The sequence below is a fragment of the Asaccharospora irregularis DSM 2635 genome, assembly GCF_900129815.1.
Lineage (GTDB): Bacteria > Bacillota > Clostridia > Peptostreptococcales > Peptostreptococcaceae > Asaccharospora > Asaccharospora irregularis.
In genome coordinates, this window is sequence record NZ_FQWX01000008.1 from 1 (window position 1) to 25482 (window position 25482).

Annotated in this window: 27 protein-coding genes; 21 read left to right on the forward strand and 6 right to left on the reverse strand. The window is 30.5% G+C overall.

Annotated features, from left to right (window positions below; genetic code table 11):
• Positions 1-176 precede the first annotated feature (176 nt).
• Positions 177-404, forward strand: a complete 228-nt coding sequence (locus BUB34_RS05025) for a hypothetical protein (protein WP_073124920.1) — start codon at positions 177-179, stop codon at positions 402-404.
• Positions 405-518: 114 nt separating this feature from the next.
• The gene (locus BUB34_RS05030) at positions 519-995 is read left to right on the forward strand and encodes an NfeD family protein (protein ID WP_073124921.1); all 477 of its coding nucleotides are present in this window, start codon (positions 519-521) and stop codon (positions 993-995) included.
• Between the two features lie 103 nt (positions 996-1098).
• Here BUB34_RS05030 and BUB34_RS05035 read toward each other — a convergent pair whose 3' ends face one another.
• Genes BUB34_RS05035 through BUB34_RS05045 form a run of 3 tightly spaced genes read right to left on the reverse strand, consistent with a single transcriptional unit; the run spans position 1099 to position 2172 of the window.
• On the reverse strand, positions 1099-1671 hold the full coding sequence (locus BUB34_RS05035) for a manganese catalase family protein (RefSeq protein ID WP_073124923.1): 573 nt from the start codon (positions 1669-1671) through the stop codon (positions 1099-1101).
• Positions 1672-1699: 28 nt separating this feature from the next.
• Complete coding sequence (locus BUB34_RS05040) at positions 1700-1966, reverse strand: spore coat protein CotJB (protein WP_073124924.1); 267 nt, start codon at positions 1964-1966, stop codon at positions 1700-1702.
• Complete coding sequence (locus BUB34_RS05045; RefSeq protein WP_073124926.1) at positions 1966-2172, reverse strand: spore coat associated protein CotJA; 207 nt, start codon at positions 2170-2172, stop codon at positions 1966-1968. The genes BUB34_RS05040 and BUB34_RS05045 overlap by 1 nt, the downstream gene beginning before the upstream one ends.
• Before the next feature lie 218 nt (positions 2173-2390).
• On the opposite strand from BUB34_RS05045, the gene BUB34_RS05050 reads away from it, so the two are divergent.
• The 9 genes from BUB34_RS05050 to BUB34_RS05090 all read left to right on the forward strand — a co-directional run bounded on the left by BUB34_RS05050 (position 2391) and on the right by BUB34_RS05090 (position 9966).
• Positions 2391-3251 carry a tRNA 2-thiocytidine biosynthesis TtcA family protein gene (locus BUB34_RS05050; RefSeq protein ID WP_073124927.1) on the forward strand — a complete coding sequence of 287 codons (861 nt, stop codon included), beginning with the start codon at positions 2391-2393 and terminating at the stop codon, positions 3249-3251.
• A gap of 186 nt (positions 3252-3437) precedes the next feature.
• Positions 3438-4610, forward strand: a complete 1173-nt coding sequence (locus BUB34_RS05055; protein WP_073124929.1) for an MORN repeat-containing protein — start codon at positions 3438-3440, stop codon at positions 4608-4610.
• A gap of 31 nt (positions 4611-4641) precedes the next feature.
• Entirely contained in the window at positions 4642-5592 is a 951-nt protein-coding gene (locus BUB34_RS05060) for a S8 family peptidase (RefSeq protein WP_073124930.1), read from the forward strand.
• 76 nt (positions 5593-5668) lie between these two features.
• The gene (locus tag BUB34_RS05065; protein WP_073124932.1) at positions 5669-6169 is read left to right on the forward strand and encodes a 3'-5' exonuclease; all 501 of its coding nucleotides are present in this window, start codon (positions 5669-5671) and stop codon (positions 6167-6169) included.
• Positions 6170-6331: 162 nt separating this feature from the next.
• Entirely contained in the window at positions 6332-6634 is a 303-nt protein-coding gene (locus BUB34_RS05070) for a hypothetical protein (protein WP_073124934.1), read from the forward strand.
• On the forward strand, positions 6625-7653 hold the full coding sequence (locus BUB34_RS05075) for a serine/threonine-protein kinase (RefSeq protein ID WP_073124935.1): 1029 nt from the start codon (positions 6625-6627) through the stop codon (positions 7651-7653). Before BUB34_RS05070 ends, BUB34_RS05075 begins: the two co-directional genes overlap by 10 nt.
• A gap of 331 nt (positions 7654-7984) precedes the next feature.
• Positions 7985-8461, forward strand: a complete 477-nt coding sequence (locus tag BUB34_RS05080; protein WP_073124937.1) for a hypothetical protein — start codon at positions 7985-7987, stop codon at positions 8459-8461.
• 160 nt (positions 8462-8621) lie between these two features.
• The gene (locus tag BUB34_RS05085) at positions 8622-9530 is read left to right on the forward strand and encodes a transglycosylase domain-containing protein (RefSeq protein ID WP_073124938.1); all 909 of its coding nucleotides are present in this window, start codon (positions 8622-8624) and stop codon (positions 9528-9530) included.
• Between the two features lie 16 nt (positions 9531-9546).
• Positions 9547-9966 carry a DUF3785 domain-containing protein gene (locus BUB34_RS05090; RefSeq protein ID WP_073124940.1) on the forward strand — a complete coding sequence of 140 codons (420 nt, stop codon included), beginning with the start codon at positions 9547-9549 and terminating at the stop codon, positions 9964-9966.
• Between the two features lie 53 nt (positions 9967-10019).
• Here BUB34_RS05090 and BUB34_RS05095 read toward each other — a convergent pair whose 3' ends face one another.
• A complete protein-coding gene (locus BUB34_RS05095) occupies positions 10020-10691 on the reverse strand; it encodes an SIMPL domain-containing protein (RefSeq protein WP_073124941.1) in 672 nt (223 codons plus the stop codon).
• A gap of 107 nt (positions 10692-10798) precedes the next feature.
• Between BUB34_RS05095 and BUB34_RS05100 the strand changes: the two genes are divergently transcribed.
• From BUB34_RS05100 to buk, 5 genes are all read left to right on the forward strand, one after another.
• The gene (locus BUB34_RS05100) at positions 10799-12745 is read left to right on the forward strand and encodes a sigma 54-interacting transcriptional regulator (protein WP_073124942.1); all 1947 of its coding nucleotides are present in this window, start codon (positions 10799-10801) and stop codon (positions 12743-12745) included.
• Positions 12746-13085: 340 nt separating this feature from the next.
• Complete coding sequence (locus tag BUB34_RS05105) at positions 13086-14357, forward strand: pyridoxal phosphate-dependent aminotransferase (RefSeq protein WP_084120203.1); 1272 nt, start codon at positions 13086-13088, stop codon at positions 14355-14357.
• A 32-nt stretch (positions 14358-14389) separates the two neighbouring features.
• Positions 14390-16174 (forward strand): indolepyruvate ferredoxin oxidoreductase subunit alpha, encoded by a 1785-nt coding sequence (iorA, locus tag BUB34_RS05110; RefSeq protein WP_073124944.1) that lies wholly within the window; start codon positions 14390-14392, stop codon positions 16172-16174.
• A gap of 1 nt (position 16175) precedes the next feature.
• Positions 16176-16769 carry an indolepyruvate oxidoreductase subunit beta gene (locus BUB34_RS05115; protein ID WP_073124946.1) on the forward strand — a complete coding sequence of 198 codons (594 nt, stop codon included), beginning with the start codon at positions 16176-16178 and terminating at the stop codon, positions 16767-16769.
• 72 nt (positions 16770-16841) lie between these two features.
• A complete protein-coding gene (buk, locus tag BUB34_RS05120) occupies positions 16842-17915 on the forward strand; it encodes a butyrate kinase (protein WP_073124948.1) in 1074 nt (357 codons plus the stop codon).
• Positions 17916-18071: 156 nt separating this feature from the next.
• On the opposite strand, the gene BUB34_RS05125 is transcribed toward buk, so the two are convergent.
• Together BUB34_RS05125 and BUB34_RS05130 are read right to left on the reverse strand one after the other, a co-directional pair.
• Positions 18072-18380 carry a DUF1540 domain-containing protein gene (locus BUB34_RS05125; RefSeq protein WP_073124950.1) on the reverse strand — a complete coding sequence of 103 codons (309 nt, stop codon included), beginning with the start codon at positions 18378-18380 and terminating at the stop codon, positions 18072-18074.
• Positions 18381-18446: 66 nt separating this feature from the next.
• Positions 18447-18872: a hypothetical protein gene (locus BUB34_RS05130; RefSeq protein WP_073124952.1), complete on the reverse strand. Its 426-nt coding sequence runs from the start codon at positions 18870-18872 to the stop codon at positions 18447-18449.
• A gap of 241 nt (positions 18873-19113) precedes the next feature.
• Here BUB34_RS05130 and nadA point away from each other — a divergent pair, with 241 nt between their 5' ends.
• The 5 genes from nadA (at position 19114) to BUB34_RS05155 (ending at position 25297) form a co-directional block, all read left to right on the forward strand.
• Positions 19114-20028: a quinolinate synthase NadA gene (gene nadA, locus BUB34_RS05135; protein WP_073124954.1), complete on the forward strand. Its 915-nt coding sequence runs from the start codon at positions 19114-19116 to the stop codon at positions 20026-20028.
• 2 nt (positions 20029-20030) lie between these two features.
• On the forward strand, positions 20031-21335 hold the full coding sequence (locus tag BUB34_RS05140; protein ID WP_073124956.1) for an L-aspartate oxidase: 1305 nt from the start codon (positions 20031-20033) through the stop codon (positions 21333-21335).
• The gene (nadC, locus tag BUB34_RS05145; RefSeq protein WP_073124958.1) at positions 21313-22149 is read left to right on the forward strand and encodes a carboxylating nicotinate-nucleotide diphosphorylase; all 837 of its coding nucleotides are present in this window, start codon (positions 21313-21315) and stop codon (positions 22147-22149) included. Before BUB34_RS05140 ends, nadC begins: the two co-directional genes overlap by 23 nt.
• A 170-nt stretch (positions 22150-22319) precedes the next feature.
• Positions 22320-23510 (forward strand): ion channel, encoded by a 1191-nt coding sequence (locus BUB34_RS05150; RefSeq protein WP_073124960.1) that lies wholly within the window; start codon positions 22320-22322, stop codon positions 23508-23510.
• 92 nt (positions 23511-23602) lie between these two features.
• Positions 23603-25297, forward strand: coding sequence for a M3 family oligoendopeptidase (locus BUB34_RS05155; protein ID WP_073124961.1), 1695 nt, complete (start codon positions 23603-23605; stop codon positions 25295-25297).
• The last annotated feature ends 185 nt before the right edge of the window (positions 25298-25482 follow it).

Genomic DNA, 25482 nt, shown 5'->3' on the forward strand with positions numbered 1-25482 from the left:
ATAGAAGTATTATTGATGATGATATAGGTAAGGTTGAAATAGAAAATAAAGAAAGTGAACAAATAATATTATTTTAAGAAGGTTAGTCAGAGTTTACCAATAGCCTAGCTTTGCTATGTACAAATATAAAAATAGTGTATAATAATTTAAATAAAGTATTTTTAGGAGAATCATAAATGTTAAAAGAATTAGAGGAAATGAGTATTGGACAAAAACTATATGACTATGAATGTAATTCATGTGGATTTAAAAAAGGAGTACCAGAGTTTCTTATTGAAGAGTTTAGACAAGATTTAATCTTTGGTTTTGAAGCGGTAGCTTCGCTAGAATATGAACCGATGCCAGAATTAATTTGTCCAAACTGTGGTAGTAAATTTGAATACAAAAAAACTGACAACCGTTAGGTGTCAGTCAAGGTGACCTATTTATAGGTCATTTTTTTATGAAAATTCATTTGTCACATTTTTTATTTTCACTTGTTACTATATATGAAAATATATAAGGGGGAGAATAAATTTATGTTTGGATTGTATGATGAAGTTTTGATAGGTTCTATAAATATATTTAAGATAGTAGGAATTTTCTTCATTGTATATGGGATTGTTTTTATAGCACTTGAAAGATATTGGGGGCTTCCTTGGTTTTATTCAATAGACCAAATCAATGGTTCGATTAATGGGTTTATAGTAGTATTAATAGGATGGGTGTTGGTATCTAATAACATTAAATACGGTATTATCATAGGGATTATTTTATTAACTTTGGTAATTGTTGAACTAAAAATTGTATTTAGTCTTATTAGAAAAAAGGAGAAAGCTTTTGTAGGGAAAAAAGGTATAGTTACTAAGGAAATAAAATTTAAAGGAAAGGCTACTTTTGAAGGCAAGGAATATAGAGTGTTTTCAGATTCTGAGTATATTCCTAAGGATGAAAATGTAGTAATTTCAAAATTAAGAGGTGGTCAAATTGTTGTTAGAGGGGAAAAGTGCTTGTAATAAAAATTTATACTGAATAAATATAAAAAGCTATACTCTGCAAAAGAATTATAAATTCTAATGCAGGGCTAGCTTCTTTTTAATTATCTAGTATGTCAGCATATTAAAATATTTGTTGAGATTCTTCAAAATCATAAACGTCCATTAGTGCTTCACCGAATCTTTGGTAATGGACTATTTCTCTTTCACCTAAGAATCTAAGAACGTCTATTATGTCTACGTCATCAGTTAAATTTATAAGGTGATAGTAAGTTGCAAGAGCTTTCTGTTCTGCAGCCATATCCTCATGTAAGTTAGTTACGGGATTTGACATAACTTCTAGTGGCTTAACACTAAAAGGAACGCCATTAGCATCAGTAGGATAAGTTCCAAATCCATGTACAGCGTAGTTTGCTCCAAGTCCAGCTTCTTTTAATTGTTCTGGTGTAGTTTCTGAAGTAAGCTGATAAAGCATAGTTGATATTATCTCAACATGGGCTAGTTCTTCTGTACCGATATCTGTTAAAAGGGCACGAGACTTGCCTGTAGGCATTGTGTATCTTTGATTTATATATCTTAAGGCAGCAGCTAATTCGCCATTTGGTCCTCCAAGTTGACTCATTATATATTTTGCCATATTTAAGTCCCCGTTTTTTATATTAACAGGGTATTGTAGTGTTTTTTGATATATCCACATAAAAATCGAATCCTCCTAATATTTAATGTTATTGGTTAAACTCTTTATCCCAAGGCCAAGGTTGGGATACCCATTCCCAAGGATATTTGCTTGGTGCGTAGCCAAAGTTTGTTAATGGTCCATATTTATTTTCGTAAGCACATCTTGCTTGTGCAAATTGACTACACAATGAATTATAAGCATTAAGAGCATTTTTATCTTCTGGGTTATTGTCTAAATACAAGTTCATATCTACACATGCAAATCCCAATTCCTGAACTTTTCTTAATAATTCTGATCTAGTTGATGGTCTCATTATTTTCTACCTCCACGTCTAATTTTAGGTGTTGAATAAAGTTCCTTGTTATACATTTCAGAATCTATCAGAAATAGTTCAGGGAATATAGTTCCTTTTTTTAGACCAGTAGATAAATTGTACATTTTAGTCAAAACTTGATCATTTATATAAGGTCTAGCTAATTTACATCCATAATTTTGTGAAATTCCTCTATTATTTTCCAATGATTAAACCTCCTTGTCAAATTAGATAAGATAAAATTATCTAATAATATAATATTCATTTGGGACTAGGTTGTTACAATATTATTGAAATGGTTGGATAAAACTTAAATAGCGGTTAAAATATAAATATCGAGGTAACATAAATTGTGTGTAGCTTGAATTATTGCTAAGACTTATGATAAAATAAATTTTATGCTTAGTAAAAATGAGGTGATGTAATGAGTGATTTGGCAGGAAAAGGCTGTGAAATTATAGTACCTTTTGACGAGAGACAGCCAGTTAGAGATATCGAAAGAAGTATAATAAAGAAATATAGAAAAAACCTGTGGTCTAAGTTTATAAAGGCAATAAGAGATTATAAATTGGTAGAAGAGGGAGACAAAATAGCCGTTGCTATATCTGGTGGGAAAGACAGTATTCTTATGGCAAAAATGTTTCAAGAATTAAAAAGACATGGGCAGGTTAATTTTGAGGTTGAATTTATAGCTATGGACCCAGGATACCATGAAGATATAAGAAAATTACTAATAGATAACTGTGAATATCTGAATATACCAATACACTTATTTGAGTCTAGAATATTTGAGATAGCAGATGAGATAGCAAAGGATTATCCTTGTTATATGTGTGCTAGAATGAGAAGGGGTGCCTTATATTCTAAGGCAGAAGAGTTGGGATGCAATAAGCTTGCTCTAGGTCATCACTATGACGATGTTATAGAAACAACAATGCTTAATTTGCTTTGTGCAGGAAACTTTAAGACAATGTTGCCTAAGTTAAACTCTACAAACTTCGATGGGATACAAATAATCAGACCTCTTTATTATATAAGGGAAGAACATATAATAAGATTTATAAAAAACAGTGGAATTTGGCCTTTAAACTGTGCTTGTATGGTAGCTGCCAAAAAGACAGGAAATAAACGATATGAAATTAAGGATCTTATAAAGAGTTTGGAGCCGAATTTCAAGGATGTAGAAAAATCTATATTTAGAGCAGCTGAAAATGTAAATATAGACTCTGTTTTAGGGTGGCAAAAAGATGGAGAAAAGCACTCTTTTATGGAAAATTATGAATAAAGTAAAAATTATATAATAAACTCAAAAAACCTACTGACTAAATAAAATGTATCTGTAGGTTTTTTTGATTATAAAAAACTAAAAGAGTAGATTCTTAGGGGAAATTTTTGTCTAATGATATTAAGTATAAATTACTCTTGTATAAAATATAAGTTAATAAAAAGCTAATACAAGAGGAGGGCTATTATGCCTCATATTAAAAGTTATATAATCACAATATTTAATGTATTTATATGTTTGTCTTCTGTATTTATTTTGTTGCAGGCAATTAGGTTTATAGGAGATTTAAATGAAAAGTCGCTGAGAAAAAAAAGAAAAAGAGGTTTTGGCTATAGACAAGATGTATTTGAAATCAAAGAAGATAAAGTGTACAAAAATAATAGGAGCAGTATCCAAAAAATAGATGGAGAAAAATTATGTAAATATGATAATGGAGATATTTACAAGGGAGAGTTTTTAAATGGAAAAAAGAATGGCTTTGGAGTATGTGTTTTTCTAAATAAAGAAAGATATGAGGGGCTGTGGAAGGACGATAAAATGCATAGCATAGGAAAATATACATACAGTGATGGGTCAACTTATAGTGGAGATTTTAAAAATGGATATATGGATGGTCTTGGCAGATATGAGTACAAAAATAAAGATGTATACAAAGGATACTTTAAGGAAAATAAAAAAAATGGAAAAGGCGTAATGCATTACAACAATGGAAGTAGATACATAGGAACTTGGGTAAATGATGAGCAGTGTGGAACAGGAAAGTTTATAAAGTTTAATGGAGATATATATGAGGGAGAGTTTGAAGGCTCAAAGTTCAATGGAAATGGTAGATATGAGTTTAAAGATGGGTCTGTCTATACTGGAATTTTTAAAAATAATGTATTCCATGAAAGAGGAGTGTACACAGATAAAAATGGAAATATATATGATGGTGAGTTTCAGTATGGATACAAAAACGGTAATGGTACATTAAAAAAAATAGATGGAGATATATATGAAGGAGATTTCAAAGATGATTTATTTGATGGTAAAGGAAGGTACAAATACCACAATAAGGGGATTTATGAAGGTGAATTTAAAAAAGGGAAAAGAGATGGTATAGGAACTTATATTTGTGAAAAATACAAATATATTGGGGAGTGGAAGGATGACAAAAAGGGGAAAATAGGGACTTATTACATGGAGTCTGGAGGGGTATTAGAGGTTAGAATAATAGATGAAAAGATAGAAGAGGGCATCTATAAGTTTGAAGAAGAAAAAGAAAAGATATTAAAGGATATAGATATAAGGGGAGAAAAGGAAGATATTTTAATAGAAAAGTTTAACAAGAAACATCGAAACCATTTCAAACATATATAGATAAATATAAACAAATTTTGGAGTGGTATTAATGAAAAATAAACAAGAAGATTTAAATGTACATCTTTTACCATTTATAATAAATGAAGAAGTTAGAGGAAATTACTCTAAGCTGCAATATGGTCTAAATATGATACAGGCAAAAAATATCTGGGATGTATCTGAGAAGGGAAGAGGTGTAAATATTGCAGTAATAGACTCAGGTTGTGATGTAAACCATATAAGTCTAAAAAACAATATAGTCGATGTCAAAAACTTTACTAGTGAAGATGGAAAGTCGCCAAAAGTAGTAACTGACAATGTAGGCCATGGAACACATGTTGTTGGAACTATAGTAGCAAATGGAAATGATATAATAAGTGGGGTAGCACCCCTTGCTAATATTTATGTAATAAAAGCAATCGACAAAACAGGATCAGGAAAACTAAGTTGGGTGACAAATGCAATATACTATGCTATAGAAAAAAAGGTAGATATAATATCTATGTCTTTAGGTATGCCTGAGAGCAATGAAAAACTACACAGGGCAGTAAAATCAGCTGTAAATAAAAACATACTGTTTGTATGTGCAGCAGGGAATGAGGGGAGTTTGGACACAGAGGATTATAAGTATTCATATCCAGCTGCATATGAAGAGGTGATTTCTGTAGGTGCAGTAGACAAAAAAGCAGCACCGGCCAGTTTTACAAACTCAAACTTAGCGATAGATGTTGTAGCTCCTGGTGTTGATATAGTATCTACTTATCCAAACAATCAATTTGCAAGCTTAAGCGGAACTAGTATGGCAACACCACACGTTACAGGAAGTTTGGCACTGCTAAAAAATTGGTCTAAAAGTGTGTTTCAAAGGGATTTAACTGAAGAGGAGATATATGCACAACTAATTAAACATACAAAAACATTATCATCGCCAAGAACAGTTCAAGGAAATGGTCTAGTGTCTTTAAAAGAAGAACAAATAAAGAAAAAGGGTAGGAATTAGAAAATTCTCATTGATTAATGTATAATCTAAATATAGAATATATTTATAGTTACGTTTAGTTTAAGGAGAATTAAAAATGAGAGAATATGTAGTCGTGGACTTGGAAACTACAGGGCTTGATCCATATAAGGGCTGTGAAATAATAGAAATAGGAATAACTGAAATAATTAACGATAAAATAGTAAGAAATTACTCTAGATTGATAAAACCTAAAAGAGGTATACCTCCATTTATAGAAGAACTTACAAATATAAGCAATGAGATGGTTGCTAATGAAAAAAGTTTGGAGGAAGTTTTACCTAAATTTAGGGATTATATAGGAAATAAGACTATAATCGCGCATAATGCCAAATTTGATTTAAAATTCTTAAATTATTATTTAAAGGAGCTAGGCTTAGAACAAATAACTAAGCATATTTGCACACTAGAACTCCTAAAAAAGAATAAAAACTATAAGGGAAGAAACAAAAAACTTGAGACGGCTTGTCAGTATTACAACATAGAAAATGTAAATGCCCATAGGGCAGATAGTGATACTCTAGCTACTGCTAAGTTATTTTTAAAGATAAGAGAATAAGTATTGATTGTGATGAAGATGCTGTAGGTATGCTTGTTTAAGAACAAACTTACCTACAGCATTTTATTTATAATACTATACAAATTGTAACTTTTAGTGTTCAAACTTGAACTAGATTCATATTATATAAAGACAGAATAATATTTTCTAGGAGTTGAAGCTATGATTATTGACATTGATGTGTTTATAGATAAATTGGAGTTTAGTATATTCAGTATAGAAAATCAGTACAAGAAATATATTCTAAAAGATAAAATCATAATACCAATATCTTTTGATGTCGGTAATAGATTAAGCTATTTAAGAAAATTTATATCTATTTTATTGCGTCAACATAAAATAGAAATGGCATACTTACATACAAATGATAATTTATATACAGAAGATTTAAGTATTGATATTATAAAAATAATTGGGGTAATGGAAGAATTATTTTCTAGTTGTGGGGTAGAGCTATGCAAATAAATCCAAAATTTAATTTAAGAATAATAAAAAAAATACATTCTGAGGGAGTAAACTCAGCGCTATACCTTGCGGAGGACACTCAGCTTGGGTCTATTTTTATAATTAAGCAAATGGACAAGGAAAAATTTAAAAATACGGATAGATATTTTGAAGAATCCAAAAAAACAAGTAATCTAGAACATCCAAATATAATACCAATAAAGTATGCATCTCATGATGATAAATATGTCTATATAACTATGCCATACCTAAAAAACGGATCATTGTATAACATTATAAAAAATAGAAACCTGACTATGAGAGAAGTAATAAAATATTCAGTAGATTTTTTATCAGCTATATACTATATTCATGAAAAGGGAATTTTACATTGTGATATAAAACCAAATAATATTTTGATAAGCGATGATAATAAGGCTATTTTGACAGACTTTGGTTCTGCAGTATACCTAAATAACAATGGTTCTGCGAAACTCAGAAATGTATATTATAAACATATAGCACCAGAACAATGTAATAACTTAGTGATAGATAAGAGATTAGATATATATCAGATAGGGACTACTCTTTATCGAATGTGTAATGGAAATGAGGAGTACAATAGACAGGCCAAGAAATACAAAGGTTTAAATAATTTGAAAATTGCCTGTGCTAGGGGCAGCTTTCCAATAAGGAAAAAATACTTACCTCATGTTCCAAGAAAGATGATACTCATTATTGAAAATTGCCTAAAGGTAAATCCAAATGAGAGATATAAAAATGTAATGGATATAATAAATGATATATCACTAGTAAATGAAAACTTGGATTGGGTATATGAGAAAATAAATAGAGATAGATACAAATGGAGTTTAGAGGATAGTACTAGAAATATAAAAATTATTTTGTACAACGAAGATAGCTCTTGGAGTATAGATGTATATACAAATAATAGGAAAAAAACTATTGAAAATATTGAGAGCAAGGCATATGGGTATAGAGTTGTAAGAGGTATTATAAACAAATACGAAAAAAAATAGCCTTACTCCATTCCGATCGAGTAAGGCTATTTAAGGGTAAAATATATTATAAAAAGGGGTTCTTAGGGAATATATTTTATTTTGGGGAGTAAATAATCGGTTATTAGGGGAATAACCTTAGAAATATAATAACAAATTTCGACAAAAACTGCAACGAAAATTATAAAAATAATACAGTAAAATCTGAGGTAAATTTTGTTTATTATGAATTATTAAACTATACTAGATTTTTAATAATTTATTATTAATTTCAAGAAATGTAAAAAGTAGCTAAAATAATGTATGAAGAAATTTCCTATGGGTAAAATATATACAAGACTAGGAGGTTGTTATGAAAAAGAATATTTTAGTTACTATTTTAATTATAGCTTGTATATGCATAACATCAGGTATATCAGAGGCAAAGACAAAAAAATACTGTAAAGATATCTGGGTTAATAACACAAACTGCAATGACATAAAAATAGAAGTACTGGATGTGGACTTATTAAAGGAACCTGTATATATAGACAAAGATTATTTGGGATCGGCAATACTAACTATGAAAATTACTAATAAAGGGATATACGATATGGAACTGTCCAACATTGATATATACCCATATCAGGGTAAAGAACCAACAAAGTACTTTGTAAAGACTTCTGATGATGATGTAACTGGCTTTATTGGAAATTTAAGAAGTGGAGAAAGTAAAAAAATAAAGGTAGGGGTAGCACTTAATAATATAAGTCAACCTATAAAAATGCAACTTTCCAATATAGAGGATAGGGAAGAAGAAACAGTAATAGAAAGTATAAGGTTAAGATAAAGATCAAAAAGAATATATATTTTAAAGTATTACTTTAGAGGTGCCTATTAAAATTTATAATTAATAGGCACCTTTTTTCTGTTTAAAACCTTACAATTTTGTTCTTTGATTTATTTTAATCAACAATGTATAATTAATCCTATATAATAAGGAGGAGACTATGAGTAATATCGATAAAAATGAAAATAATAGGATAAGACGTAGAAAAGTTAGTAGCAATTCAATTTCTAATCCTGCGTTTGATAATGAAAATTACAAAGTAAATAGAAAAGATAATAATAGGATTAATAAAATAAATCGTTCTAATAATAGTTCTGAATTAAAAAGAAAAAAGAAAAGCAAAAGCAAGGCAAAAAGGCATATAATATTTAAACTAGCTAAAGGATTTTTATTATTAATGTTAGTAGGATTAATATTTTTATCTACTGTGGGGCTAGTATTTACAATGATTTCTGTAAAAGATTCCCCAAAGGTAACCAAAGAGTTGATAGAATCTAAATACGTGAGTAGTATGCCTGTGAGTACAGAACAAATACCGCAAAACCTAAAAAATGCTGTTGTAGCTATAGAAGATGAGAGGTTTTATAAGCATAAGGGAGTAGACGTAATATCTTTGACAAGATCCGTTATAAATAATATCTTTAGTGATACTACCCAAGGAGGAAGTACTATTGATATGCAGGTTTCTAAGAACTTATTAACAGATAATGAAAAGACTATAAAGAGAAAAGTAAAGGATATATATAATGCAAGAAATATGAATAAAGTAATGAACAAAGATGAAATATTGACAACTTACTTAAATAATATATACCTAGGAAAATCAACTTATGGGGTTGGAAAAGGATCAAAAATTTATTTTGGTAAAGATGTTAGTGAGTTAAACTTAGCGCAGTGTGCAATGTTAGCTGGCATAACTAATAATCCGGTTAGATATATGAATCATGATGAGGCAAAGAAACGACAAGAAACTGTTTTATACAAAATGCATGAGTTAAAATATATTACAGATAAAGAGTATAGTGATGCATTATATGATCCAGTTCCATTTAAATCAGAAATAGGATAAAAGAAAGAGGGATAAAATGAGCGTGTACAAATTTAATTATAATGGAAAAGAGTATATACTTAGTCAAGAAAGTTGCAGTGGATTAGTAAATGACGATGAAAAGCCTGTTAAAGGAATTGAAATATCAGATGTCATAGACTTATTAAATTCATCAGATAAGGTGGATTTTGATATAGAATACTATCAGGAGGCATGTCCTGAGTGTCTAGCTGGTGTAAAAGAAAAACAAAAATTCTTTGGATTTTTAGAATATCATTTCTATATTTTCACCAAAAATGGAGAGTATGTAATAAGTGATATATCTAGTGATTATCAGGGGTTATCTTTTAACAAACTATCTAGACAAAACAAGGTCGATGATAGCTATATAGTGAGTATAATAGTTTGTGAAAGCTGTCAGGATTATACAGTACAGATAGAAAATTGTATAGTATAAATATTGTGTATAGAAATAAGAGGGAGAACACAAAAAGTTCACCCTCTTATTTTTTAATATGGATAAGTCTTAAAGCTAGCCTCAATCTCGGCTGTAATCCTTGCCTGACCTGGTGCTATATCTGGAATATATCCGTAGCTAGTAGGAGAATAATATGTAATAGAATAAAGTGGAGAGCTAATTTCTCTTACTTTAACAGGAGAAGGGCTATATTTTAAATTGAAGCTACTAGCTAAGTATGCTATTTTATTTAGAGCATCTTGAGATGCTCTTCTTAGGGCGCTACTATAGTAGTTTGAAGGATTTGATAGCATAAAGGTCAAGTTTATATTATCATTTGCACCATTTTCTATTAACAGTGAGTAGATATCATGTAGTTTGGAAAAATCTTTAGTCGTAATAGCTATGACATGGTTAAACTCATAATAAGATAAGTCGTCATCTCCAGAATCATAGTGTTTAGATACTGATATATCCTTGTCGTATATATTGTCTTGGGCAATCCCAGAATCTATTAAACTTTTTATTATAGTGCTTGAAATCTCGTTATTTTTATCTTGTGCGATTTCCAAGCTACTATCTCTTGTAGATATTTTTGCACTTATTAATACCACGTCAGCTTTGACCTCTATAGTACTTGTTCCACTTATAGTAAAAATACCACTACTGTCATTAGACGAATTTGGAATTTGTGCGTTTCTGTACTGCATATTTCTATATTGCATATTAAAATCACCTCATCAAAAATATTCTATTATCCTTAAATTATATTCAACGCTTATAGAGTTTATGAGATAATAGAATTGAAACCAAAACAGGAGGATGTTGTATATTGAAGAGGGTAATAGGTATTATAGCTTCAGATATTGAACTAAAGCAGAGAATAGAGAGGTTGTATTCTAGTGATATAGAGAATGGAAATATAATAATTGATATTTTAAATTTAGATTTGCTAGAAGAACAAGGAAAGATACTAGTGGAAAAAGGGGCACAGGCTATTATCGGTAGAGGTGGAGGATATAACCTAATACTAGATACAGTAAATGTTCCTGTAATCCCACTAAATATGAAGGTAATAGATCTTTTAAAATATATCAAGGTTGCTAGCACTTACTCTAAAAAAATAGTTTTGGTGTTGGGGTATGATGAGGTATATTTTGATTATGATGAGTGGAGACCAGTAATAGATGTTGACTTGACTGAGGAGTGGTTTAAGTCAAAGTTTGAAATAAGGGAAAAGGTTTTGAAGTACTTAAATCAAAAAGATGATGTGGTGATAGTCGGAGGGGGAATAGCCTGCTCTTTTGCAAGACAATATGGTATGGATAGTGTTTTTATAAATGCAAGTGATAACTCTATAAAAGAGGCTATTGATTATTGCAAAAACCTTTTGGACTCTTTGGAGAATGAGAAGTTTCATAATGAGGTGCTGAGAAATATATTAGATGGTATAAAGGATGGAATAATAGCTATAGATAGCAATGGAAGTGTACTACTTTACAATGAAAGTATAAGCAAAATATTAAATATAGATAAAACAGAAGTTCTAAATAGAAATATTTTAGAGGTTTTGCCGAGCATGGGTTGGATTTTGGAGTGTCTAAGGACAAATAAAAACAGCGATGGTAAAATAAGAACTATAAATAATTTTACGGTAAATACATCTGCAACACTGATAAAAGTAGACGATGATACTTGCGGAGTCTTAGGAATAATTCAAGATATCACAAAACTGCAAAAACTTGAAAGAAAAATAAGATTTGATTTAAATAAAAAAGGTATGTATGCAAGGTATACTTTTGATGATTTTATATTTAAAGATGAAATCACAAAAGAGTTTATCAAAGAGGCTAAGAAAATAGGCAAAACAGATTATACAGTGCTGCTTTATGGTGAGAGTGGTTCAGGAAAAGAGATATTAGCTCATAGTATACATAATATAAGTAGAAGAAAAGAAAAACCTTTTGTGGCAGTAAATTGTGCTACTATATCTGAAAGTTTGCTTGAAAGTGAACTATTTGGATATGAGGAAGGAGCATTTACCGGGGCTAGGAAAGGCGGAAAACCGGGACTTTTCGAGTTAGCACATGGTGGAACTCTGTTTTTAGATGAGATAAATAGCTTGTCTTTAAATTTTCAGGCCAAACTCCTTAGGGTTATAGAAGAAAGACAGATAATGAGAATTGGGTCTGATTATATAGTACCTTTAGATATTAGGATTATAGCTGCGACAAATGAGTCTTTGCACAAGAAAATTAAAGAAGGAACTTTTAGGGCAGATTTATTCTACAGACTTAGTAGTTTGGAGGTGGATATACCTCCACTTAGAGAGAGAAAAGAAGATATAATTTTGCTTTTTAATAACTTTGTAAATGAAATACTAAAAAGTGAGGAAAAAGAATATTTAGATACTTTAGATAAGATTTATAACTTAACAGATTGTGAGGTACATAAGCTAAAAGAATATAATTGGCCGGGAAATGTGAGGGAAGTCAAAAATGTGGCTCAAAAGTATGTTATTACAGGAAAAGTAAGGTTAAATGAATGTGAATACACAGAGGGTATTGGTGCTGATTTGGACAATAACATAAGACAAATAAGTGATAGAGAATGTATTGAACTTAATAAAATGAGTATCGATATAAAACAAATAAATAGATACGTAGAAGAAAAAGTAATAGATATCTTACTTAAACAAGGTCTAAGTAAGGGTGAGGTAGCCCAGATTTTGGGGATAAGTAGGACATCTTTATGGAAAAAGTACAATAAAAATACTTAAGTTTATTTGCACAAAATAAAAAAGTCTTACCTAAAACTTTTAAAGGATAATTTTTTGAAGTGTATATACAGAAATTATAGAAAATACTAAATTTAGAATTTATTGTTCATAAAAATTAACATATGTTAACTTTTATGAACAATAAAACTAAGTGGCAGGTATAAATATTTTGAAGTTAATTAGGACAACTACATATTAAAATAAGAAGACCAAGTTATTTACTTGGTTTTTTAATGAAATACGTTATATAAAAAAATAAAATATTGAATTTACAGAAAATTAAGAAATTGGCACGAGCATTGCTATAATAAAAGTAAATATTATATTTAGGGGTGATGTTGTGGTAAAAAGTATGGCTGCTAAACATGCTATATGGCCAAGGGAAAATGACATTATATTTAATTTATCAGAAAGGGCTCAAAGGGCAGAGAAAGTAACAGGAAAAGATAACGTAATAAATGCAACTATAGGCGCACTTATGGATGATGATGGAAAGTTAATAACTATGGAATCAGTTTACAAAGAGTATAAAGAATTACCTAATGGGGAGATAGGTGCTTATGCCTCTTTAGCAGGTCAACCTGATTATATAGAATCAGTAAAAAAAATATTTTTCAGAGAGTATATGCCTGATGCTCATATAAGGGTAGTAGCTTCTCCAGGAGGAAGTGGAGCTATAAAGTTGGCTTTATGGAACTATACAAATATTGGTGATGAGATATTAACATCAGATTGGTTTTGGAGTCCATATGTAAGTATAGCTGAGGAAATAGATAGAAAGGTAGTTACTTATAAACTATTTAATGAAGGAAATAGTTTTAATTTAACTTCTTTTAAGGAAAATTTCTTGAGAATAGCTGATAAACAAGAAAGAATTTTTACAATTATAAATACACCGGGGCACAATCCTACTGGATATAGTGTATCTGATGATGAGTGGGATGAAATTTTAGATTTATCAAAAGAAGTTGCTAAGGATGAAAGCAAAAAAATAATGATATTTGTGGATGCAGCATATATAGACTTTGCAGGGGATGACAAGGTTATTAGAAAGTTTTTTAGAAAGTTTTCAAATCTACCAGAAAATATATTGGTGATGGTAGGGTTTAGTATGTCAAAGGGATTTACTGCTTATGGAATGAGGATGGGAGCTGTAATTGGAATAACATCAGATGAGAATATAGCGGAGGAATTCCACTATTCATGTGTTCATTCATGTAGGGCGAATTGGTCAAATTGCAATAGAGGTGCTATGGCTATTCTTTCTAATATAGTAAAGGACCAAGAAAAGTTTAATTTATATGAAGAAGAGAAAAAAATATACAAAGAAATGTTAAGTGTAAGGGCAAAGGCATTTGTAGATGAATCAGAAAAAATAGGGCTGGAAATTCTTCCTTATAAAGCTGGATTTTTTATTAGTATACCTTGTGATAATCCGAAAGAATTATGCGAGGAATTGACAAAAGACAATGTGTACACAATTCCACTAAAAATGGGATTGAGATTTGCTGTTTGTGCTGTATCTGAGAGCAAATGTAAAATTGCACCAAAGATAATAAAAAATGCAATGGAATACTTAGAAAGCAAAAAGGTGGCAACATCAGAAGTATAGGGGATAATAATTTATTTATGGAGGAATGAAAAGTGAAAAAATTGATGACAGGAAATGAAGCTATAGCTCGTGGGGCTTATGAAGCTGGGGTGAGATATGCATCTGCATATCCTGGGACTCCAAGCACTGAGATATTAGAGAATATAGCAACTTATAAGGGTGATGTAGTTGCAGAGTGGGCGACAAATGAAAAGGTAGCACTAGAGGCAGTTATAGGTGCATCAATTGCAGGTGCTAGAAGTATTGCGTCTATGAAACATGTAGGGGTAAATGTTGCAGCAGATCCGTTGTTTACATACTCATATACAGGTGTAAATGGTGGAATGGTTTTGGTTACAGCAGATGAACCAGGTATGTATTCATCGCAAAATGAGCAGGACAACAGAAATTATGCTAAGTTTGCAAAGATACCTCTGTTTGAGCCATCTACTAGTCAAGAAGCTAAGGATATGATAAAAGTAGCTTTTGATTTGAGTGAAAAGTATGATACTCCTGTATTATTTAGAGTTACAACTAGGTTATGTCACTCAAAAGGTATAGTTGAGTGTTTTGATAGAGAAGAGGTTGCAATCAAAGACTATGTTAAGGATGCCAAAAAAAGAGTTACTGTTCCTGCAAATGCAAAATTAAGAAGAGTTAAAGTAGAAGAAAGAATGAAAGAACTTGAAAGTTTCTCAAACAGTACAGAACTTAACTACTATGAAATAAATGATACAAAGATAGGTATAGTTGCATCAGGAATGTGTATAAACTTTGCTAAAGAAGTTTTTAAAGAAGATGCATCATACATGAATCTAGGATTTACTAATCCTATGCCAATAGAAAAAATAAAAGAATTTGCACAAAAGGTTGATAAAATATATGTTGTAGAGGAAAACGATCCCTTTATAGAAGAACAAATGAAAGCTAGTGGTATAGAGTGTTTTGGAAAAGATGTACTTCCGACATATGGGGAGATGACTCCAGATGTAATAAGAAAGGCTATACTTGGGGATGAAAATCAAACTAGAAAATTCAATGAAGATTTAGTTGTACCTAGACCACCGAGTTTATGTGCAGGATGTCCCCACAGAGGATTTTTCTATGAAATAGGAAAAAGAAAAAATTTGATGATAGCAGGAGATATAGGTTGTTATACTTTAGGGTTCGCACCACCTTATAATGCTATGGACTTTACGGTTTGTATGGGTGCAAGTTTAAGTGCGGGGCATGGTGCACAGAAAGTATTTAACATGAAAGAAAATAACAATATAAGAGTTGTGGGAGTATTAGGTGATTCAACATTCTTCCATACAGGAGTAAACTCACTTTTAGATGTTGTTTATAATAGAGGTAATTCTATATCAGTAATACTAGACAATAGAATAACTGGTATGACAGGGCACCAGCAAAATCCAGGAACAGGATATACTCTTCAGGGAAAAGAAACTAAAGAAGTAGATATTGAAATGTTGGTTAGAGCTTGTGGAGTGGATAAAGTAAGAGTTATAAATCCAAATGATTTAGGTGAGGTAAATGAAGCATTGGACTGGGCAATTGCACTTGATGAACCATCAGTAATAATAACTAGATGGCCTTGTGTATTAAAGAAAATATCTGAAAAAGAGGTAGAAGAATTTAATAAACCATTTAAATCTAAGTTTGAGGTAGATCATGAAAAATGTATAGGTTGTAGACTTTGTATAAAAACAGGATGTCCATCCCTATCATTTGATAAGGAAAATAAAGTGGCAAATATAGATAAAAATCAATGTGTGGGATGTGAAGTATGCTCACAAGTATGTCCAAAACAAGCCATATCAAAGGAGGAAATATAACATGACTAAAAATATTATTTTGGTAGGTGTAGGAGGACAAGGAACTATACTTGCAAGTAAGTTATTGACTACAGGCTTGATGGAAGCGGGATTTGACGTAAAGATGAGTGAGATACATGGCATGAGTCAAAGAGGTGGTTCAGTATCATCGCAAGTTAGATATGGCAAGTGTGTACATTCTCCTGTTATAGAAATGGGAACGGCTGATATATTAGTAGCGTTTGAAAAAATGGAAGCACTAAGATACACTAAATACCTTAAAGAAGACGGGAAAATAGTTGTAAATAAATTCAAGGTAGACCCAATGCCTGTTTTAATAGGAGGGGCAGAGTACCTTGAAAAAGAAATAGATGAGGAATTTGAAAAATTAAACGCTGATGTAATAGATGCAGCTAACAAGGCAGTAGAACTTGGAAATGCAAAAGTAATGAATATTATATTATTGGGTAGCTTGGTTAAATCTATGCAATTAGAACATATAGATTGGGAAAATATAATAAGAGAAAATGTAAAACCGAAGTTTATAGATATAAATATAAAGGCATTTAATGAAGGTATGAAATTAATAAGTAAAGAAAGCCTTCAAGAAAACTAATATATTATTGTATAATAAGGTTATATTTATTTGTATAATTAAAAGAAATATTATATAGAAAAGGGGAAATTTATGACTTACAGAATATTGGCGATAAACCCAGGATCTACTTCAACTAAAATTGCAGTATATGATAATGAAGAGCAGATACTATCAAAGACAATAAACCATTCAGCAGAGGAAATAGCTAAGTATCACAATATACAGGAACAATTTAAGATGAGAAAAGAGTCAATCTTAAATATTTTATCTGAAAACGATATAGAACTTGAGAGCCTGAGTGCAGTAGTTGGAAGAGGGGGGCTGCTTCCACCTGTAAAATCAGGTGCATACTTAGTAAATGATGAAATGATAGATAGACTAAAGCATAGACCAATATTAGACCATGCTTCTAATCTAGGGGCTATGATAGCCTTGGAAATATCAAAACCACTAGAAATAAACTCATATATATACGATTCAGTATCGGTAGATGAGATGATGGATATAGCTAGACCTTCTGGAATTTGTGGTATGGACAGAGAGTGTTTAAGCCATGCACTAAACTCTAGAGCTATGGCGATAAAGTGTTGTGACAATAAGGGTATGGATTATAACTTATCAAACTTAATAGTTGCACACTTAGGTGGGGGTATAAGTGTAAGTGTTCATGAAAAAGGAAAGATGGTCGATATTGTATCAGATGATGAAGGCTCATTCTCTCCAGAAAGATCGGGAAGAGTTCCTTGCAAAAAACTTATAAATGCTTGTTTTTCAGGGAAGTACACTCATAAGGAAATGCTAAAAATGGTAAGAGGAAAAGGGGGAATAGTTTCTTATTTAGATACTGTAGACCTTAGAGATGTAGAAAAAATGATGAATGATGGAAATGAAAAGGCTAAGCTTATATTTGAAGCTATGGCGCTTCAAATAGCTAAAAGTATAGGGGAACTAGCGACTGTAGTAGATGGGAATGTAGATAATATAGTTATAACAGGGGGAATTGCATATTCGCAGAAGATGACTTCAATGATTAAAAAAAGGGTAGAATTTATAGCTCCAGTAGAGATTCTTCCAGGGGAAAATGAATTAGAATCTCTTGCTTATGGAACTCTTAGAGTGTTACGAGGTGAAGAGGAAGCTAGAATTTATAAAGAAAAAAACTAAAATATTTTTAATAAAATAAAAGTATTCTTAATAAAATAAAAATAGCTATAGAGGTTATAAAACAAAAAAGGATGTCTCGGAATGATTATATAATCATACCGAAACATCCTTTTTCAATTAATATTAATCATGATTAATATTAAACTATATAGTTGTCTACTCGCATACGAAAGTTTCACAACTTGCATTTTTTTTGTTTATATGAACTTCATCAGCTTTACATAGTTTTTCTTCGTTGTATTTACAGTTATAAGCTTCACAACGGATATTATTAGTACATACTTCATTAGAACCATTAGCTACATTGTTTATTCCAGATGCAGCTCTGTCTACATAAGAAGAACAGAAAGTATTAGAAGTTGTTGTAGCTTGTTTTCCATCAACTTTTATTGCACCTGCATAGCATGAACCAGAAGTATTGTACACACAACTATTTGCAGAACAGCTTAAATTACATTTTTCCATAAGATTTACCTCCTAAAATTTAAAATTCTATTTTATTATGTGGAGGTATTTAAAATTTATACACTGTTAGAGAGTACATTTAGAACACATTACAATGACATCACTCTGAGTTTCTCTTCCTAAATTTTTTCTGATATGGTACACATTTACATTTTCTTTTGATCCACATATAGAACAGCTATAATTATTTTCATATAATGTTTTTTCTTTGAATACTTGCCAATGTGCTGATTTTAAATATTCATCATAAGGCACTCTTAGGCATGTTTCTAAAAAATTCATATAATGATTGTCCAAATCTTCTATAGATAAATTTGTATGCTCGGGCTCAAAGAGTTCGCAACAATAATTAGATCTTGGTATTTTATCGAAAATTACACATTTTATATCGTATTTATATTCTTCATCAGGTCCTTTTAAAGATAAATTAGTGCAAAAAGAACAACAATTTTTTGGTAAGTTTTCTTCAAGTTTCTTTAGTTTACTATTCATAAACAACCCCCTAGAGATTAAAAAGATTTTAATAATATATATTAGACAACTAATTAAATTATTCTATAGACCAATATAAAAATTTTATAGTTATGCTGTAAATGAGTAAATTCAACTAAGTACAAATTTAATAATCTTTAATTGTGTTAAAAATTAGATTTTATTGAAGAAAAAATTATCAAGTGCTATAATGGGTTTACACGTGTATATACACTAAAAAATATAGGAAAGTGGTGCAGTTATGGATAAGGACTTGACATATAAGATTAAGGAATTAAAGAAAGAAAAAAATGCGAGGATACTTGCACATTACTATCAGCCACCTGAAATACAGGATTTGGCAGACTCGGTGGGGGACTCATATTATTTAAGTGAGATAGCTAGGGACTGTCCTGAAGATGTAATTGTATTTTGTGGGGTTAAGTTTATGGGGGAGAGTGCTAAGATATTATCACCTGACAAAAAAATACTTATGCCTAGTCTTGATGCTGGATGTTTTATGGCGGATACAATAAACGAAGAGGGTGTAAAAAAGTTAAAACAAGAACATCCAGATGCTTTAGTGGTTTGTTATATAAACTCTACAGCAAATGTAAAAGCTTACTGTGACGTATCGGTTACATCGGCTAGCGCGATAAAAATACTTAACAATATTTCTACCAAAAAAATAGTATTTTTACCAGATAAGAATCTAGGTGAGTATATAGCAGAGCAATTCCCAGAAAAAGAATTTATATTTTGGGATGGGTGTTGCAAATACCATAACGATATAAGTGTATACGAAATATTAGAATTAAAGAAAAAGTATAGTGATGCAGAGGTTTTAGTACATCCGGAGTGTAAAAAAGAGATAAGGGAATTAGGGGATTATGTTGGAAGTACATCTGGAATAATAAGTTATGCAAATGATAGCAATAATAAAAACTTCATAGTAGCTACTGAAGAGGGGATATTGCACGAACTAAACAAAAACAATCCAGATAAAAACTTTTTCATACCAGGCAAAAATGTTTTATGTCCAGATATGAAGAAAACTACACTAGAAAATTTATATTCTACCCTTTTAAATATGGAAAATGAAGTAGATGTAGAGGAGTCTATAAGGGAAAAGGCGCTTAACTCTCTACTTAATATGCATAAATTAGCGGAGGCGTAGTGATGGCTTTTAAATATGATGTTTTGATAGTTGGAAGTGGTGTTTCAGGGTTGTATTGTGCTTTAAATTTAGATGAAAATCTAAATGTGGCGGTAGTATCAAAGTCGAGTTTGGATAATAACAACACATATTTAGCACAGGGGGGAATCTCTACGGCAAGAGATAAAGATGACATAGAGTCATTTATAGAAGATACATTAAAAGCTGGTCAATATGAGAATAAGATAGAGGCAGTTGAAATCTTGGCTAAAGAATCAATAGAGAACATAGAACAAATAGTAAGATACGGAATGCCTCTAGATAAAGAAAACGGGGAAATAGATTATACAAGGGAAGGCGCTCATAGTATAAATAGGATAGTGCACAGCAAGGATAACACAGGTGAAATTGTGTATAAAACACTGATTAAAGAAGTAAGTAAAAGAGGAAATATAAGTTTAATAGAAGATGCATGTTTAGTTGATATTTTTACAGAAAAGGAAAAGTGTATTGGTGCAAGATTTTTAAAAGGGGATCAAGAGTTACATATTTTTTCAAAGGTATTAGTTTTGGCAACAGGTGGAATAGGAGGACTGTTTAAAAAATCTACAAACCAAAGGCATTTAACTGGGGATGGAATTGCTATAGCTTTAAAAAATAAAATAAAGATAAAAAATTTAAAATACATACAAATTCACCCGACAGCATTTTATGAGGAAAACAATAAGGGAAGAAGAATGCTGATATCTGAATCTCTAAGAGGTGAGGGAGGAAAACTTTTAAATAAAAACAAAGAAAGATTTGTAGACGAATTATTACCTAGAGATGTAGTATCAAGGGCGATATTTGAACAAATGAAAAAAGACGGGTCTCAATATGTATATTTAGATGCCACTCATTTAGGAGAAGAATACTTAAAAAATAGATTTTCATTTATATACAATGAGTGCCTAGCTAGGGGTACTGATATAACGAAGGAACTTATAAAGGTATCTCCTGCACAGCATTATTTTATGGGGGGAATAGATGTAGATTTAAAATCAAAAACATCTATGGAAAATTTATATGCAGTTGGAGAAGTTAGTTGTACTGGAGTGCACGGGGCCAATAGATTGGCTAGCAACTCTTTACTTGAAGGACTTGTTTTTTCAAAAAGAGCTGCAAAAGATATAAATAGAATTGTAGGGAATATAGACATAAAAGTTAAGAACCTAGACTATATAGATACAACTGTAGATCAGGCTATTTTTGATAATATAAATATTGTCATAAATGAAATAAAAAAGACAAGTGAGGATTTTAGTGATGAATTATTTGCTTATAGATAAGATGATTAAAGAGGCTCTAATAGAGGATGTACCAAATGAGGATATAACTACAAACTCTGTAGTAAGTAAAGATTCAAAATCTAAAGTAGATCTTATTTGCAAAGAAGACGGAGTTATATCTGGTCTTGATGTGTTTAAAAGGGTATTTGAAATACTTGGTGAAATCGAGGTCATACTTTACAAAAAAGATGGAGATAAGGTAAAGCAGTTTGAAAAATTGGCTGTTTTAACAGGAAATACTAGAAAACTACTTGTAGGTGAAAGGGTTGCTCTAAATTACTTACAAAGAATGAGCGGGATAGCTACACTTACTAGCAAGTATGTAGAAAAACTAAATGGTACTAACATCAAGCTATTAGATAGCAGAAAAACGATTCCAAACCTTAGAATACTGGATAAGTATTCTGTTAAAGTTGGAGGAGGGCATAACCATAGATTTAATTTATCAGATGGAATATTGCTAAAGGATAACCATATTGATGCGGCAGGTGGAGTGAAAAGTGCTATCGAGCTAGCTAGAAAAAATGCATCTTTTGTTAGAAAAATAGAGGTGGAAGTTGAAAGCCTAGATATGGTGAGAGAGGCTGTAGAGTCTAAGGCAGATATAATAATGCTAGATAATATGGACTTAGATACAGCTAAGGAGGCTCTTAAAATAATAAATAAACAGGCACTAGTTGAATTCTCAGGAAATGTGAACTTAGAAACTATAGAATCTATATCAAAACTAGGAGTAGACTATGTTTCTGTTGGTGCTTTAACTCATTCGGTCAAAGCCTTAGACATAAGTATGAAAAACTTAAGAAATATATAAAACTGTATTATTTATCTTTGCAATCACAGGGGGGCTTAATTGCTCCCCTTTTTATAATGCATAGGAAACTTTTTATATAAAAAAATACTACAATACACAAAATATTGAAGGTGTTTTGTAAGTTATGAAGTATTGTAATTATTAACAATAAAATTTATAAGGTGATGTACATGAATAATATAAAAAGAGAGATGAAAAAAATAAATAATGAAATAGATAATAGACTAGCTGAAAATAAAGAGAATTACTATTTTCAGCTAAATTTATTTAAAGAGGAGTTTTTGGTAGAAGAGTCCTATGTAAAAGGAGGGATAGGTAATAAACTAAAAAACCTCTACGACCTAAAAAGCGATACAGAAACTATATTTACTACAATAGAAAATAAATTTATAGGTGGTTTAGCTAAAAGTAATATAAGTCTTAATTATGATAAATTTATAAACTGTAGTTTTAAAGATATAAAATTTGAAAGTTGCACTTTTTATGGGACTATGTTTTCAAGTTGTGATTTTAAAAATGTGGAATTTTCAAACTGTCTGTTTTTTGGATCATCAGGTATATTGTTTATTTCAAACTGTAACTTTCAAAACTGTAGTTTTAATAACTGTAATATGGAAAATAGCTTAATTAGAGATTCAATTTTAGCAAATACTAAGTTTGTATTAAGCAATTTAAGAAATAGTATATTTGCAAAGGTTTGTTTAAATCAGATATCTATTATTGATTGTGATTTTAGATCCTTAAAAATTATAGATCACAATATAAAAGGATTTGAGTTTAGAGATAGTTTTGTAACGAAGTTTGATGAAGATACTTTTATATCCCCTATAGATTTAAATCAAACTAAAAAAGAACATTTGAAAGATGAGTTTTATGAAAGGTACTTTAAGTTTTATAAAATTATATCATCTAAATTTGCGGAAAACGGGTTATTAGATATATCTGGAAGTTATTACTATTTGTCTAAGAGTATTGAGAGGAAGGTACTAAAGGGAATAACAAAGATAAAGTCATATATTTTTTGGATGCTATGTGGATATGGGGAAAAGCCTACATATGCTTTAGTGACATCGCTAGAAATAATTCTGATTTTTACAATAATATATATGTTTGCAGGTTTAAATATAAATGGAGATATAATAAACTACAGGCTGTTTATCATAAAAGATTTAGCTGACAAAAATCTAATTCTTGATTTTATGAAATCCTTATATTTTAGTATAGTTACATTTACTACTGTTGGTTATGGAGATATAACACCAATAGGGTATAGTGTGATTTTATCGGGGATTGAAATGTTTTTAGGTGTGACAATGGTAGGAGTTTGGACGGCCACATTGGCTAGAAAAATTTCAAGGTAATTTAATAGTAATTGTTATTAAATGGTATAATATAATAAAAATAATAGAATTTTATATCTACTAAGCTAGGTATAAAGGGAGGGATAAAGAATATGAAATTCTCAGATTTTGAATATAAAAGACCGGTATATGAAGATGTAAAAGTTGAGTTTTTATATATTGTAGGAGAAATAGAGAATTCGAGTACATATAAAGAGCAAAAAGAAAAAATAGACAAATTAAATGTACTTAGAAACACTGTGGAAACTATGTCGACTATAGCATCTATAAGATACACTATAAATACAAGAGATGAGTTTTATGAAAAAGAAAGAGAATACTGGGATGAATACTCTCCGTTATATGACGAATTAAATTCTAATTTTTATAAGGTAATCGTAAGTTCAAATTTTAAAGAAGATATAATAAAAGATTTTGGAGAACAGTTTTTTAATATAGCAAGCTATTCACTAAAGAGCTTCTCACCTAAGATAATAAAGGACCTACAAGAAGAGAATAGATTGTGTTCTCAATATACAAAATTGATGGCTGGAGCTAAGATAAATTATAAAGGTGAGGTATACAACCTATCTAAATTAGGAAAGTACATGTTAGGCAAAGACAGAGAAGAAAGAAGAACGTCATCTGAGGCTTACTACGGATATTTTAAAGATAATCAAGAAAAATTTGAAGAGTTGTTTGATAAGTTAGTAAAAATAAGAACGAATATAGCTAATAAGCTTGGATTTGAAGATTTTGTAGAATTAGGTTATATCAGAATGATGAGAACTGACTACAACGAGAAAATGGTAGAGAAATTTAGGGAACAAGTATTAGAATATATTGTTCCATTAGCAAATAAAATTTATAAAAGACAGGCAGAAAGACTAAATTTAGAAAAACTTACTTATATAGATGAGAACTTTGAATTCTTAAGTGGTAATGCAACACCTAAATGTAGTTCAAGGGAAATTATAGAAAATGGAAAGAAAATGTATAAAGAATTATCATCAGAAACAAGTGAATTTTTTAACTTTATGCTTGAAAATGAATTGATGGATTTAGTTACAAAGGAAGGAAAAGGTGCAGGAGGTTACTGTACGTACATCCCAAATTATAAATCGCCTTTTATATTTTCAAACTTCAATCAAACAGCTGATGATATAGATGTTTTGACTCATGAAGCAGGGCATGCATTCCAACTATATATGTCAAGAGACATAGATATGCCTGAGATAAACTTTCCTACCTATGAAAGTTGTGAAATACACTCTATGAGTATGGAGTTTATAACTTGGCCTTGGATGGAGTTGTTTTTCAAAGAGGATTCTGAAAAATATAGATTTATTCATATGTCATCAGCTATTAAATTTATACCATATGGTATAGTAGTTGATGAATTCCAACATTATGTATACAAACAGCCAGATTTAAGCAAGGAAGAAAGAAGAAATGTCTGGAGAAATTTAGAAAAAAAATATCTTCCTCATAAGGATTACAGCGGCTGTGAATTCCTAGAAAATGGAGGATGGTGGTTCAAACAGGGGCATATATTCAAAAATCCATTTTATTATGTTGATTATACATTAGCACAGATTTGTGCTCTTCAATTCTGGAAAAAGATTAGAGAGGACAAGAAAGGTGGATGGGATGACTATATAAATATTTGCAAGGTTGGTGGAAGAAAGTCCTTCCTAGAAATAGTTAAAATAGGAAACCTGAAGTCTCCTTTTGAAGAGGGATGTGTAAGTAGTGTTATAGATAATATCGATGGTTGGTTAATGAGTATAGATGATAAAAATATGTAATTAAAATAGTGTTCAAAAAATGTACACAAAAAAATCAAAAAAAGTGTTTGAATTTAGACAAAAAAGCATTATACTTAAAGTATAAGATAAGTAAAAAATAGAAGAGCATCCAATTAAAGTATGTATAACTACTATGAAACTATATTAAAGTATTGTAATAATCAAAAAGTAGTTTATTTAAGAAA

What these genes read in the sequence shown, in the direction of transcription:
- BUB34_RS05130 (WP_073124952.1), bottom strand. Translation starts at nt 18,872, where the DNA reads ATGAATAGTAAACTAAAGAAACTTGAAGAAAACTTACCAAAAAATTGT.
- BUB34_RS05050 (WP_073124927.1), top strand. Translation starts at nt 2,391, where the DNA reads ATGAGTGATTTGGCAGGAAAAGGCTGTGAAATTATAGTACCTTTTGAC.
- BUB34_RS05155 (WP_073124961.1), top strand. Translation starts at nt 23,603, where the DNA reads ATGAAATTCTCAGATTTTGAATATAAAAGACCGGTATATGAAGATGTA.
- BUB34_RS05125 (WP_073124950.1), bottom strand. Translation starts at nt 18,380, where the DNA reads ATGGAAAAATGTAATTTAAGCTGTTCTGCAAATAGTTGTGTGTACAAT.
- BUB34_RS05065 (WP_073124932.1), top strand. Translation starts at nt 5,669, where the DNA reads ATGAGAGAATATGTAGTCGTGGACTTGGAAACTACAGGGCTTGATCCA.
- BUB34_RS05150 (WP_073124960.1), top strand. Translation starts at nt 22,320, where the DNA reads ATGAATAATATAAAAAGAGAGATGAAAAAAATAAATAATGAAATAGAT.
- nadA (WP_073124954.1), top strand. Translation starts at nt 19,114, where the DNA reads ATGGATAAGGACTTGACATATAAGATTAAGGAATTAAAGAAAGAAAAA.
- BUB34_RS05080 (WP_073124937.1), top strand. Translation starts at nt 7,985, where the DNA reads ATGAAAAAGAATATTTTAGTTACTATTTTAATTATAGCTTGTATATGC.
- BUB34_RS05030 (WP_073124921.1), top strand. Translation starts at nt 519, where the DNA reads ATGTTTGGATTGTATGATGAAGTTTTGATAGGTTCTATAAATATATTT.
- buk (WP_073124948.1), top strand. Translation starts at nt 16,842, where the DNA reads ATGACTTACAGAATATTGGCGATAAACCCAGGATCTACTTCAACTAAA.
- BUB34_RS05090 (WP_073124940.1), top strand. Translation starts at nt 9,547, where the DNA reads ATGAGCGTGTACAAATTTAATTATAATGGAAAAGAGTATATACTTAGT.
- BUB34_RS05025 (WP_073124920.1), top strand. Translation starts at nt 177, where the DNA reads ATGTTAAAAGAATTAGAGGAAATGAGTATTGGACAAAAACTATATGAC.
- BUB34_RS05035 (WP_073124923.1), bottom strand. Translation starts at nt 1,671, where the DNA reads ATGTGGATATATCAAAAAACACTACAATACCCTGTTAATATAAAAAAC.
- BUB34_RS05070 (WP_073124934.1), top strand. Translation starts at nt 6,332, where the DNA reads ATGATTATTGACATTGATGTGTTTATAGATAAATTGGAGTTTAGTATA.
- BUB34_RS05115 (WP_073124946.1), top strand. Translation starts at nt 16,176, where the DNA reads ATGACTAAAAATATTATTTTGGTAGGTGTAGGAGGACAAGGAACTATA.
- BUB34_RS05140 (WP_073124956.1), top strand. Translation starts at nt 20,031, where the DNA reads ATGGCTTTTAAATATGATGTTTTGATAGTTGGAAGTGGTGTTTCAGGG.
- BUB34_RS05040 (WP_073124924.1), bottom strand. Translation starts at nt 1,966, where the DNA reads ATGAGACCATCAACTAGATCAGAATTATTAAGAAAAGTTCAGGAATTG.
- BUB34_RS05055 (WP_073124929.1), top strand. Translation starts at nt 3,438, where the DNA reads ATGCCTCATATTAAAAGTTATATAATCACAATATTTAATGTATTTATA.
- BUB34_RS05075 (WP_073124935.1), top strand. Translation starts at nt 6,625, where the DNA reads ATGCAAATAAATCCAAAATTTAATTTAAGAATAATAAAAAAAATACAT.
- BUB34_RS05085 (WP_073124938.1), top strand. Translation starts at nt 8,622, where the DNA reads ATGAGTAATATCGATAAAAATGAAAATAATAGGATAAGACGTAGAAAA.
- BUB34_RS05060 (WP_073124930.1), top strand. Translation starts at nt 4,642, where the DNA reads ATGAAAAATAAACAAGAAGATTTAAATGTACATCTTTTACCATTTATA.
- nadC (WP_073124958.1), top strand. Translation starts at nt 21,313, where the DNA reads ATGAATTATTTGCTTATAGATAAGATGATTAAAGAGGCTCTAATAGAG.
- BUB34_RS05095 (WP_073124941.1), bottom strand. Translation starts at nt 10,691, where the DNA reads ATGCAATATAGAAATATGCAGTACAGAAACGCACAAATTCCAAATTCG.